Origin of the sequence: Flectobacillus sp. BAB-3569 (assembly GCF_002270355.1) — a bacterium.
Taxonomy (GTDB): domain Bacteria; phylum Bacteroidota; class Bacteroidia; order Cytophagales; family Spirosomataceae; genus Flectobacillus; species Flectobacillus roseus.
Genome location: NZ_NJFZ01000012.1, coordinates 140,330 through 152,600, shown reverse-complemented (window position 1 = coordinate 152,600; position 12,271 = coordinate 140,330). Strand labels below are relative to the sequence as shown.

10 protein-coding genes are annotated in these 12,271 nt (G+C 37.0%); 5 read left to right on the top strand and 5 right to left on the bottom strand.

Annotated features, from left to right (window positions below):
* Window positions 1-32: 32 nt before the first annotated feature.
* Together BWI92_RS12925 and BWI92_RS12920 are read left to right on the top strand one after the other, a co-directional pair.
* Complete coding sequence (locus BWI92_RS12925; protein WP_095163676.1) at window positions 33-1,430, top strand: RagB/SusD family nutrient uptake outer membrane protein; 1,398 nt, start codon at window positions 33-35, stop codon at window positions 1,428-1,430.
* 56 nt (window positions 1,431-1,486) lie between these two features.
* Window positions 1,487-1,855 (top strand): RagB/SusD family nutrient uptake outer membrane protein, encoded by a 369-nt coding sequence (locus tag BWI92_RS12920; RefSeq protein ID WP_141234774.1) that lies wholly within the window; start codon window positions 1,487-1,489, stop codon window positions 1,853-1,855.
* Window positions 1,856-2,174: 319 nt separating this feature from the next.
* Here the strand turns inward: BWI92_RS12920 and BWI92_RS12915 are convergent, their stop codons facing one another.
* From BWI92_RS12915 to BWI92_RS12900, 5 genes are all read right to left on the bottom strand, one after another.
* Window positions 2,175-2,714, bottom strand: coding sequence for an SRPBCC family protein (locus BWI92_RS12915; RefSeq protein WP_095163674.1), 540 nt, complete (start codon window positions 2,712-2,714; stop codon window positions 2,175-2,177).
* A 256-nt stretch (window positions 2,715-2,970) separates the two neighbouring features.
* Entirely contained in the window at window positions 2,971-3,525 is a 555-nt protein-coding gene (locus tag BWI92_RS12910) for a hypothetical protein (protein ID WP_095163673.1), read from the bottom strand.
* Between the two features lie 252 nt (window positions 3,526-3,777).
* The gene (locus BWI92_RS12905) at window positions 3,778-5,202 is read right to left on the bottom strand and encodes an Ig-like domain repeat protein (RefSeq protein ID WP_229363016.1); all 1,425 of its coding nucleotides are present in this window, start codon (window positions 5,200-5,202) and stop codon (window positions 3,778-3,780) included.
* Between the two features lie 5 nt (window positions 5,203-5,207).
* Entirely contained in the window at window positions 5,208-5,534 is a 327-nt protein-coding gene (locus BWI92_RS28210; protein WP_229363014.1) for a hypothetical protein, read from the bottom strand.
* A 203-nt stretch (window positions 5,535-5,737) separates the two neighbouring features.
* Complete coding sequence (locus BWI92_RS12900; RefSeq protein WP_095163672.1) at window positions 5,738-8,563, bottom strand: TonB-dependent receptor; 2,826 nt, start codon at window positions 8,561-8,563, stop codon at window positions 5,738-5,740.
* A gap of 391 nt (window positions 8,564-8,954) precedes the next feature.
* Here BWI92_RS12900 and BWI92_RS12895 point away from each other — a divergent pair, with 391 nt between their 5' ends.
* From BWI92_RS12895 to BWI92_RS12885, 3 genes are all read left to right on the top strand, one after another.
* Window positions 8,955-9,719, top strand: coding sequence for a TerC family protein (locus tag BWI92_RS12895; protein WP_095163671.1), 765 nt, complete (start codon window positions 8,955-8,957; stop codon window positions 9,717-9,719).
* Between the two features lie 491 nt (window positions 9,720-10,210).
* Window positions 10,211-11,488: an L-fucose:H+ symporter permease gene (fucP, locus tag BWI92_RS12890; protein WP_095163670.1), complete on the top strand. Its 1,278-nt coding sequence runs from the start codon at window positions 10,211-10,213 to the stop codon at window positions 11,486-11,488.
* Between the two features lie 345 nt (window positions 11,489-11,833).
* The gene (locus BWI92_RS12885; RefSeq protein WP_095163669.1) at window positions 11,834-12,184 is read left to right on the top strand and encodes an L-rhamnose mutarotase; all 351 of its coding nucleotides are present in this window, start codon (window positions 11,834-11,836) and stop codon (window positions 12,182-12,184) included.
* The last annotated feature ends 87 nt before the right edge of the window (window positions 12,185-12,271 follow it).

Sequence of the window (12,271 nt, the reverse complement as noted above, 5' to 3'; positions counted from 1 at the left end):
TACCTTTTGGGAAAATTTTAATTTGACAAAAAATGAAATCAACGATAAGAAAAATAACGCTGAACATTGGACTAGCTACTGGCGTGCTTTTGGGTATGTCAGGTTGTCAGAAAATGTTCGATTTGGCACCAGAGGAAGCATTAAGTACCAAACAGATGTATCGTGACATTTATGATGCAGATGCTGCCATTATTGGTCTTTATGGTAAATTCTCTACTCTAGCAAAACAATATGTAATTCTCAATGAATTGCGTGGAGATTTGTTGGATGTAACAACCAATGCTGATTTGTCGCTTAGAGAAATCAATGCTCATGCCGTTTCTGAAACCAACGAATATGCCAACCCTAGAGCCTATTATGAGGTAATTTTGAACTGTAATGATATTTTGAAAAACTTCAAAATCATGCTAGATCAAAACAAAATCAAACGCGCAGAATATTACCAACGTTCGGCGGATGTATTGGCTCTTCGTAGTTGGATTTATCTTCAGTTGGGTATCCACTATGGAAGCGTACCCTATGTGACTGAAAGTGTAGAAACAGTAAATGATGTCAAAGCTTTGGCAACCAAAGCTCGTGTACCTTTGGCTGATATTGTCAAAGAATTGATTAAAGAATTAGAAGCTATTCCTGCCAGCTATCTCGACCCATATACCTTGGATAACACCTTGGTTTCGGCCAATGTAGATGGGTATTCACCCACTACTTTTTTCATTCAGAAGCATTTGCTGTTGGGTGATTTGTATCTTTGGGACCAGCAGTATACTAAGGCGGCATCGATGTATAAGTATATCATGACTACTTCCGACCGTTTGGGTTTTGAAGCTACTGATATTAACGTTTGGTATCATTTATACAAAATTACAAGAGGACAAATTTCATCAGGAATGGGACCAATTGCAGTAAGTTATAACTCTGATATCAACGATGTTAATAACTTATTGGATAATAATACAACAGGCTGGCGCTCAATTTTTGCACGTGACCGTTCGAATACTAGCTTTAATAGTACTTCCAATACTTCAAGTATTTCCCGTGATCCTGAATGGTTGTGGTTGTTGCCATTCGATAACAAATTTTTGCCTGAAAATCCATTTGTAGAATTGTTCTCAAATGTTGGAGGAAAGTATTTATTACAACCCTCAAAAACAGCAATTGATTATTGGAATGGACAAACACAAACCAACAATTTTGCGTACGATGCACGTGGTGTAATGTCTTACAAAAACATCAATGGTAATCCAGTCGTATTCAAGTATTTGTACAATTTCATGAACCCAAACTCTTCTGGCTCTATTTACTCATTAGTCGGAAAAAGTTTGCAAGAGAAAAACGGACGTTGGTTTTTGAACCGTGCTGCCAATGTTCACTTAAAATTTGCTGAGGCTGCCAATCGTGACGGTCGTCGTAAGTTGGCCTATGCTTGGTAAATGCAGGCGTAGCGAGTACTTATAATAACACTGCTATTTCGAATAAAACTAACCTGATGAATACCTTCGATTCACCTCCTTATGATTTTGATGCTCGAAATGGCGATGCTCCTACTCGCTATCGTTCATCATGGCACTTAGCTACAGGAATTCGCGGTCGTGCGATGGTCAGAAGTAATACCGTGGAGGGAGATAGTACATTGTCCATCGAAAACTCAATCATACAAGAAGGTGCTTTGGAATTAGCTTTTGAAGGACATCGTTGGGGAGATTTGGTTCGTGTGGCTCTCAGAAGAAATGACCCTTCATTTTTAGCAGATAAGGTTTATGACAAACTTCGTAAGTCAAATAACCCTAATGCAGAAGCTGTTAGATCTAGATTGATGAACAAGGAAAATTGGTTCCTTCCATTCAAAATTCAGTAGTTGTTGATTGTTATTCGATAACAGTATATCTGTTAGGTTGGAATGCATAATAACTACTAGTTGAAAGGCTCAATATTATTTACATCTAAACCTAATTACCAACCCTAAATAAAAAGCCCCCATTCACATAATGTGTTTGGGGGTATTTTTTTGAGGACTGTTCTTCCCTAGTTCGAGACTTCCCGCCCTTGTTGGTGTTTTTCACCAACAAGACTCGCGTCAGCAAATCGACCAACTAAAAAAGCTTCAAAATGGTCAGTTAAGACTCCAAACTTTTAATGTTTATATGGTTTATCTCCAACGAGGGCAAAATGCAAGATCATTTCTCCAAAATCTCTTTCAAACTGTGCAACCCCATTGCCAAATCTCCACCGATTTTTTTATCAATTCTTAAAAATACTAAGAGCAAATTAAAGGGATATTTCATTTTGCCATGAAATTGCCAATAGACTTTGGTTTGAGCGTCTCCAGCATTTTTGACACTCATCTGGGCTATAGCATCTCCTTTGAAGGGTTTCAAAAACCGTAATTCTGAAACAATTTTTACATTTTCTTCTATCTCCAAAATCTCTTGTTCTCCACTCCCTACATCCTTCATAGGACTATCCCATGCCGATACAAAACCCACTTGACCATCGGAGCCTTTGTAGGTTTTGGTCATATTGGGGTCCATTTTGGCCCAAACAGAAAAGTGGTCTTGATTTTTGAGCAATTTCAGATACGAAAAAACCGATTCAAGGGGTTTTTGAATAATTACCGAGCGAGAAACGGTGTATTCGGTTTTCATCAACAAAGCAAGACCTAGCCAAAGTGCAAAGAAACTGGCCACGCCAATCAGGATAGTAGTTAAGGTTTCCATAAAGCAATTAACATTTTGGTGAAAAGCTATAATACAGTTAAAAGAGGTTTGAGGTTATGCCTATTTACTCGGTTAGCATAGCAATGCTTAAATTGACTATTTTAAATTATATCTCAAAGCAAAATTCTCATTTTTTTAAACCCTCCCAAAACCAGAAAGGTCATGATGATTACCATGACCTTTGCTTATTTGCACCAATATGAAAATCCATTTGGACTTTCCCCCACCAGAGGTGAGGGAATTGCCCTTACATAGTTTATTTAATAGTAAAGTTTCCAACACTTACCCACGTATGGGTAGGTTTGTCATATTTTAAAGTGCTATCTGGCCATTGAATGTATTGATTCATGCCCAAATACTCATCTACATTTCCTCTTTCAATCAATTTATTAAAAAGAAATTGTCCTTTTTCTTTTACCTCCTCCTCTTTCATATGTGGGGTATTTACAATTTCTTCAAACTCAGTAATCTTATGTGTGTTTGGGTCTAATTTCATTTTTCCTAATACACCTCTTCGGTACACTGGACTCGACCCTACTGGTCTAATCATAAAAAAGTAAGCATATCCGTTATCAGCCTCGAAGTAATTTTGTAGATAAAAACTAGGTAAACTTTTAATGTAGAAAGGTCTGTACTTAGCTTCAAATTTGGTTTGATTATTGGAATATGGCGCAGGAACATACACATAGGTAATCATATCTGTCAGTAAAGAATCTCTTTCACTTTCAGAGAAATACTGTAAAGGCTCTTTCTTGGAACCGCATTGTGTGAAGAATAAAAGGATAAATGTGAAGGCAAATAAATGTTTCATATTGGTTTTTGTTTAAATCATCCCGAGTCAAAGTATTCGACTCGGGATGTACTAAGTAGGTGGGCAAAATAAAATTTAATTTTTGAGCCTTTGGCTTTCAGCTTTGGGCATTCGGCAAAAACATATCTATCGTGAATAAAAAACTTTTTAACACTCTTTGCCTTGTGCCTGTTGCCTTGTCCCTAAACACATAACTTAAATCTTATTCTGCACGAGTACTTACTTTCTTATTGAAAACTTTAGTATTTCAGATTACTTGATGTAAACAACTGATTGTGGAGTAAATTCAGTCCAACCAGCAGTCCAATCTGAATCTTTGAATGCACTAACATAGTCAGTTCTATCAAAGAATGAAGGAAGAGTTGAAGGCAAGTTGTAGCCAATTAATGACTCAGCAGTACCTGTTGTCAAAGTAAATGTAGGACGGCCTGTTGACCACAATGTTGAACTAATACCAGTTTTAGAGAAATCTGTCAAGATTTTGTTACCAGTTTGAGCTTTGAACCAATCTGAAGGCGTTTGAGTACCAATCAAAATAGCTGGAGCAGCAGTAGTTTGTTCTACATCAGATACAGGAACACCTCTTGGGTTTGTAGCAGCACCAGTTCCCCAGTTATTAGTACCCCAGCCAGCAACACCTGCCAATACAATGTTTTGCAATACGATATCACCGTTAGCAGCATTAGCTTTTGCATTACCTCTCTGGCTATCGATATAAATACCGTATGGATAACCTGTAAAGAATGAGTTATAGATTTTCAATTTGTTGTTACGACGCAATTGAGCACCATTTTGGAACAACGTAGAGATAGAAGTCTCAGCGTTTCCTTTAGCGATGATTGACATGTTAGCAAAAATTGCAGAAGTAAAAGGAGTATTGTTTGAGCCGTTAGCATCGTTGTCAACTTCAAACCCGTTTGAACCAGATTGGTCAGCTTGTGTAGTACCACGGATACCGATACCATATTGAACATAACCAGAGTAACCATTATCAACATCAAAGTCATCATCCAAACCTTTGTAAGCTACCAAGTGTTTACAGTTTACTGTACCACCAAACCACTCAAACGAGTCATCCAAACCAAATGAAGCCTGAACGTAGTCGATTGTAGTTCCGTTACCTACAGAACCCATTGTCAAAGAGTTGACCTCTTGGTTCGGGTTGATTGGTACACCAGCATATTCGATACGAACATATTTCAATGAACCAGAGTTATCTGCTGCATCTGTGCCACCGTGGAAACCACCATAACCACCTTCTAATTGTCTGTCGTTAGCATTATCAGGCAAGTTGTTTGGCGCTTTACCACAAATGATAATACCAGCCCAGTCACCAGCTTCACGCTCGCCTACTTTTCTTTCCGAAGTAAAGATAATCGGATTTGAAGCTGTACCATTTGCGATTAATTTAGAACCACGTTGCACAACCAATCCTCCTTTAGTAGCACGGTCACCAATTACTACTGTACCAGCAGGAATTGTCAAAGTAGCTGTTTTAGTGATACTTCCGAAAGTAGCTTCTTCACCTACTCTTACAAAACCAACCAATTTGTAGATTTTTGTAGCATCCCAAGTGATATTACCTTCTAATGTACCTTTTACCTCAACAATAGTTTTTGGTGGAACAGCAGTAACAGTAACTGGCAAAGTTGTCAAAGTTGAGTTTTGGTTTTTCATATCAGTTACCAAACTGTAAAGTTTACTACTGAGTTTGCAGAAAGGTTGTCGATTTGGTAATCTTTTGCGTATTCGAAAGTTTTCTCTCCATTTTTTGTAACTACATCAAACGCAGCACCGTTTTTCAATACAGTGATAGTTTTGATACCTTCTGGAGCGTTGATAGAAGCTTTCAATTGAACTGTAGTACCAGGGGTACCAGCCAAGTTAGAAGCTACAGTTAAAGTTGGAGCTGGTCCAATTTCTTCGTCTTTTTTACAAGCGTTTGTCAAAACAGCCATTGAGAGCATTAAGGCAAATACCTTAACTACATTCATTTTGAAGAGTCTCATTTTTTGGTAAAATTATGTGTTTAAAATTGAATGATTTATAAAGGCAAAAAGTACTGTTGCCTGTGTTTCAAAAAAGACATACCACCAATATCTAGGGAAAGAAAGTAGCTATGCCAGAAAATTTTACAAATTTTATCTTTGGGTCTTCAGGTAAAAATCTTGTGTATTTCTTTACCTGAAGACTGAATATTTTTAGCTAACTATTATTTAATTGTATAAACTACACCAAGCGAATACACACTTCCTGGTTTGTAAGATTGAATCACTTGGTCTTCTTGACTATCAAATTTATTATCCTGATTACCATCTTGTAAGATGTAGTTGGTCTGGTTTAAAATGTCAGTAATACCTCCTTTAATTAGTAAGTTTTTACCAATACCTTTTGAGAAAGTTAAGTCAACAACATTCCTTGGCATTTCGTACCAGTCTGGATACGCAAATCCATAGTTGTTACCTACTGCGTAGATACGTTTGCCGATCACGTTGAATAGCAAGTTTACTTGTAGGTTTTTCTTAGTATCATTGTAATTCAAACCTGCGTTGACAATATATGGTGATTGTCCTTGCAATGGACGATTATCTGATTGAGTAGATGCAGTAGAAGGATTCAACGACACACGGCTATGAATAAACGCAGCGTTAAACACTAAGTTCAGTTTTTGAATAAATGGAGATTTTGACACATTTTCCAATGATTTTCTTGCTTCTAATTCAATACCTGCACTGTATGCACTCTTTGCGTTATCAAAACTCAAGTTCGGGTTTGAACCACTCGCAAATACCACCTCTATTGGCGTTTCGAAGTACTTGTAAAATGCTGCAATACTCAATACTTCTGCTGGTGTAGGATAGTACTCATATCTGAAGTCTACGTTGTGAATATTAGCATTCTTCAACTGAGGATTCCCTGAAATATTACGATTGTTTACGAAATCATAGAATGAAAACGGTGCAACTTCTCTAAACTCCGGACGGTTGATGGTTTTTCCGTATGCTAAACGCAACAAAGCTTTTTCAGAAAAGTTATACGTCATGTTTACAGATGGAAGCAACGATGTCTGGGTATTATTATAATTCAATGGTGCGCCTACTAAGTCAAATGAATTCAATTTCTGCGCGTTGTTTTCTACTCTCAAACCTGCAATTACGTTGAATTTCTTCGTTAAAGAATAGTTTCCTGAGATATACGCGGCATACAAATGGTTATTAGCGGTGTATGAGTCATTCGGGTTAGTTTGTTCGTCAATTTTCACCCCGTTGGTACTGTTAATATTTTGTGGAGCGAAAATTTCCTCGATAGGTAAATTACCAATATTGAATAACGAACTGTTAGCTTGTACGTAAGCTAAGTTACGAGCTTTGAAGGTACGCTCTTTTACTTCGGTGTAAACCCCTGCTTTCAATTCTAACTCTTTATTATCTTCAGCCTTCGCTCCTTTTTGCAAAACAACTTTCTGTACTAAATTAACTCCACCAGTGATAGCATTTTCGTCCATGATAATGTTAGTACGACCTAAGTTGAAGGTTTGGGCTGCTCCTTGTGGTACTAACAAAGTTCTTTGTCCATTCGCAATATTATATCTAAAACGCTTGTAATCAGGCTGATCACGGAAAGATTGGTTATAACCAACTACCCAGTCAACTTGTGTGTTTTTATTGTTAAATTGGTGTTTACCAACCAATTGTCCTGTATAAATACCACGGTAGATTTGGTCAAATGAACGGATATTCCAATCTGTACCGTTGTCGAAACCAACACGGTCTACAAACTGAGAATTACTCATTTGGTTAAACAAGTTCTTGAATTCAATCGTATGGTTTTCACCAAATTTCACTGCCCAGTTGTGCATTACACCCAAACGAATGGCGTTGCTGTATTGAGTGTCTTGAAAGTTAAAAATAGGATCTGGTTCTCCAGTACTCTGAATACGGCTATATCCGTAATCGTTGCGAGCCATATTAAAAAGCGTTCTTGTATTTGAGTAGTTGATCGCCGTGATATTACCGATTCTATATTTTTCTTTTTCAATTTTGAATGCACCTGTCAAAGTAAATCTCAGATCAGGTAAGGCTGTAGATTGAACAGGCGTCCAGTTATTTTTGAGAGACTGACCAATTTGTTGCAAACGAGTTGGGTTAGCGCTAATCAACTCTTGGCGTGTAGCAGGGAAAAATTTTGGTAAATCGCTATAACCATCGTTGAAACCTGTCCAGTAACTTGAACCATGTTGTGGAGAAAAGAAGTTTTTTCCAGTCGTACCATCTCTGTAACCTCCTCCAAAATCGATGGTAATGCTGTTTTGTTCAGGAATTGATTTTGTGAAAATTTTCACAACACCCCCTGCAAATTCACCAGGAAGTTCAGCAGCAGGGCTTTTAAATACCAAAATACGGTCAATTTGGTTAGAAGGAATGATATCAAATGAAAATGAACGTACATCTGTTTCCATTGATGGTGTAAAGGTATTATTGAGCATTACACTGTTATATCGCTCATTTAAGCCTCTAATATTAATAAACTTATCGCCAAAAATAGTTACGCCTGGTACACGTTTCACTACCTCAGCAGCGTTACGGTCAAGTGTTTTTCCGATTTGAGCAGAAGAAATACCACTTACGATTTGTTGTGCTGCCTTAATTTCTGATATTACTGAAATTTCGGTGTTTGTAAGTTTCTGTCCAACAACCTTTACCTCACTTAAGGTTGACCCCTCTTCTTGAAGTAAAACATTTACTTCTGTTACCTTCTCAGCTAAAACTTGAACTTTCTCAATCACCTTAACATTAAAACCAACAAACGAAACCTTCAACGTGTGTGTACCAACTGGAACTCTATTCAAGGAAAAGAATCCATTGATATCAGCCGCAGCCCCTTTGTTTTGTCCTTCAATGATTACGGTTGCTCCTACAAGATCCTCCTTGGTAACGGCGTCTTTGATGGTACCACGAATAGTGCCAAATTGTTGGGCAAGCGAAAAAGTAAAACTAGATAAGAATAACAGTGCAGTAAAAAGTAATTTGTGCCTCATATTGGAATTGATTAAGAAACGATTTTGGGTTGAGTGGTTTATTCCTGCGTTTCTATTTGAATGATGGCACAAAAGTAAGTCGGTCATTTAACCGCAATATTACCTACCGATTAAACATGATTGAACTTATTGTTATCCCAATATTACCAATGTTAAATTTGTTATTACGAACTTGATTGAGCGCGGAAAAACTACATTATTACTCTCGAACTCAATACATGAGAGTTACTCTATGCTAGTAATTTATTAGAATTAGAAAATAACCTATCAAAACCATAGAAAATATCTATAACCATTTACATCATTTTTTACCGTTAAAAAGAAAATACCTTTTCAGGGCATTTTTAGACCTCTTTATCCCTAAATTTGAAAAAAAAATTAAACAGACAAAATGGAATTATTGCATCACATCCTTGGAGATGATTTAGGAAAAGCATTTTTGATTATTGGAAACCTTGTACTAATTGAAAGCTTATTATCAGTAGATAACGCCGCTGTTTTGGCAACCATGGTGATGGACTTGCCTAAAGAACAAAGAGAAAAAGCCTTAAAATATGGTATCATTGGAGCCTACATATTCCGTGGTATTTGCTTATTGTTTGCGGCTATGCTCGTGAAAGTTTGGTGGCTAAAACCACTAGGCGGACTCTATCTCTTGTATTTGTGCTATGATTATTTCAAAACAGAGAAAACTCCAGAGCATGAGGATGATACCTTAAATAAAAAAGAAAATTGGGTTTACAAACATACAATCGGTCGCTTCGGTATCTTCTGGTCAACTGTTATCATGGTCGAAGTGATGGATTTGGCATTTTCGATTGATAACGTCTTTGCTGCAGTAGCCTTTACAGATAACATCTATCTTATTTGGATTGGTGTATTTATAGGAATTTTGGCAATGCGATTTGTAGCTCAGGCATTTGTACGCTTGATGGAGCGATATCCTTTCCTCGAAACTTCGGCTTTTGTGGTAATTGGTGTGCTAGGATTAAAATTGGCACTTTCAGCCGTATGTCATTTGTACCCAGACAATGCATTCTGTCATTTTATGGAAGGCGAAACTGCCGATTCTTATATTTCTATATTGACTGTAGCCATTTTTGCGATTCCGATCATTACTTCTTCTGTGTTTAATTTCCCTAAACATGAAAAGTAAATATCACATTGAGTGGTTGAGTGATTTAGCGAATGAGTGATTATTTTAGTGTAGATTTTACTGGTCTTGATGTAATAATTGCTTATAAAGTCAATTGAAATCTCTTAAGTTTTCATCAAAAAAGGGGGCGGAAAATATTTTTCGCCCCCTTTTTTGATGAAAACTTGAAAACAATCTTAATTCGAGAATTGCGATTGAATCACGTTTAATACTATTTTTCGAATTTATACCTCTTTAGACGCAAGCATTGCGTCTCTACTAAGTTAGTGTGTAAAATCAAATTTGATTTTTTAGCTTTCGGCTTTCAGCTATGGGCATTTAGCAAAAACATATCAATCGTTACTAAAAAACAGTTTAACACTCTTTGCCTTGTGCCTGTTGCCTAGTGCCTAGGCATACTCAATTAAGGAATGCCTCATATTTCTACGGTATGAGTATTTTTCTAAAAAATTGACTTTTGACAACAGTTAAATAACTTAAATCAAACATTTATGGCATTGCCCAAATCAAACGAAACAACGAAATCCTATTTAATCCCTTTTATATTAATAACAGTATTATTTTTTCTGTGGGGATTTGCACACAATCTCAACCCAATTTTGATTCCACATCTAAAGAAAGCTTGTCAACTTACCGACCTTCAGTCAGCCTTTATTGATTCTGCCTTTTTTGTTGGATATTTTGTGATGGCCATACCAGCGGGTTTGGTGATGAACAAATACGGTTATAAATCAGGAATCATTCTTGGTCTTTTGATTTTTGCTGGAGGAGCATTTTTATTTTACCCAGCCGCAGGAACACGCACGTATGGCTTATTCCTTTTTGCATTGTTTATCATCGCCAGTGGTTTGACATTCCTCGAAACGGCAGCAAATCCTTACGTAACAGTTTTGGGTGATGAGCATACAGCGACGCAGCGATTAAATTTATCTCAATCCTTCAATGGTTTGGCGGCTTCATTGGCGCCATTAGCAGGCAAGTTCTTTATTTTGACTGACACAACCATTTCAGAAGAGCAGTTAAAGACTATGTCGAGCAGCGAGATAGATGCACTTTTGACGCACGAAGCACAAAGCGTTCAAATCCCATATATCGTTATTGGATTAGTGGTTTTAAGCGTGGCTGCGATTTTATGGAAAACAAATTTGCCAGAAATCAAAGAAAGTTCAGACGAAAATAGCGCAACAGAAAAAGGCAGTATTTTCAAGCAAACCAACTTAATGTTGGGCGTTTTGGCGCAATTCTTTTATGTTGGAGCACAGGTTTGTGTATCGAGTTTCTTTATTCGTTTCTTGGGTAAAACAGCAGGAATTGGCGAAAAAGAAGCTGCTGGCTATTTGGCTTTTGCCTTATTGTGTTTCATGTTAGGACGCTTTTTGGGTACATTCTTGATGAAATATATTGCCCCAAATCGTTTGTTGGCAGTTTATAGTATTTTCAATATCGGTCTTTTGGCTGTTGCCATTATGATTGGAGGATTTACCTCCATCTATGCATTGATTGGCGTTGAGTTCTTCATGTCGATTATGTTCCCAACCATTTTCTCTTTGAGTATTCAAGGCTTGGGTTCACAAACCAAATTGGGTTCATCTCTAGTGATTATGTCAATTGTTGGAGGCGCTATTTTCCCTGTAATCATGGGACGTATTTCTGATATTAGCTCAATCCAAACAGCTTACATCGTTCCATTGGCATGTTTTGTTGTAGTACTTTTCTTTGCTTTGAAAACAAAATCATCGAAGGGTGCCATTACAAATGCAGGACACTAATAATTGTAGATTTGGGATGTTTGATTTTGGATTTAAAATTTTCCAAGAACGATCTTAAAAATCTGAGATTAAAATTCAATCTTAAGCATTGACCAAATTAAGTAATCGTGCAGGATAAGATTTAAGTTATGTGTGTTAGGGACAAGGCAACAGGCACAAGGCAAAGAGTGTTAAAATGTTTTAACGACCACGGACATGCATTTTTCTCATAGCCCACCGCCGAAAGCCGATACCTGAAAGCTCAAAGCACAATCTTAAACTTTATTTTGCGTACTAACTTAATAATAAACTTTTGACTACTTTACACGATTTGTCGTCGTGTTAACAAACATAAAATAGTAAAACATGAATAAGAGATTTGCCCTAGCGCTCGATTTAGTGGACGATGAGCAGTTGATAGCTGAGTACGAAAAATATCATGAAGCGGTTTGGCCAGAAATATTGCAAAGTATTGCTGGTGCTGGAATTACCCAAATGGAAATTTATCGTCTGGGCAACCGCTTATTTATGATTATGGAAGTGGATGATTCTTTTTCATTCGAAAGAAAAGGACAAATGGATGCCGAAAATCCAAAAGTTCAAGAATGGGAAAAATTGATGTGGAAATACCAAGATGCATTGCCCATGGCACAACCTGGCGAAAAATGGTTGCTAATGGACAAGATTTTTGATTTGAAAGCGCAGTTATCTCAATAATCGAAAATCATTTTATTTCACAAAAAACGAGTCATGCCTAATTGAGTGAATCGTGATTATTTTAACATTTGTATTCAAGTAATTGAG

Excerpts from the sequence above, each read along its gene's own strand:
- BWI92_RS12905 (WP_229363016.1), bottom strand. The coding sequence starts at position 5,202 with ATGAAAAACCAAAACTCAACTTTGACAACTTTGCCAGTTACTGTTACT.
- BWI92_RS12895 (WP_095163671.1), top strand. The coding sequence starts at position 8,955 with ATGGAATTATTGCATCACATCCTTGGAGATGATTTAGGAAAAGCATTT.
- BWI92_RS12885 (WP_095163669.1), top strand. The coding sequence starts at position 11,834 with ATGAATAAGAGATTTGCCCTAGCGCTCGATTTAGTGGACGATGAGCAG.
- BWI92_RS12920 (WP_141234774.1), top strand. The coding sequence starts at position 1,487 with ATGAATACCTTCGATTCACCTCCTTATGATTTTGATGCTCGAAATGGC.
- BWI92_RS28210 (WP_229363014.1), bottom strand. The coding sequence starts at position 5,534 with ATGAGACTCTTCAAAATGAATGTAGTTAAGGTATTTGCCTTAATGCTC.
- BWI92_RS12915 (WP_095163674.1), bottom strand. The coding sequence starts at position 2,714 with ATGGAAACCTTAACTACTATCCTGATTGGCGTGGCCAGTTTCTTTGCA.
- BWI92_RS12925 (WP_095163676.1), top strand. The coding sequence starts at position 33 with ATGAAATCAACGATAAGAAAAATAACGCTGAACATTGGACTAGCTACT.
- fucP (WP_095163670.1), top strand. The coding sequence starts at position 10,211 with ATGGCATTGCCCAAATCAAACGAAACAACGAAATCCTATTTAATCCCT.
- BWI92_RS12900 (WP_095163672.1), bottom strand. The coding sequence starts at position 8,563 with ATGAGGCACAAATTACTTTTTACTGCACTGTTATTCTTATCTAGTTTT.
- BWI92_RS12910 (WP_095163673.1), bottom strand. The coding sequence starts at position 3,525 with ATGAAACATTTATTTGCCTTCACATTTATCCTTTTATTCTTCACACAA.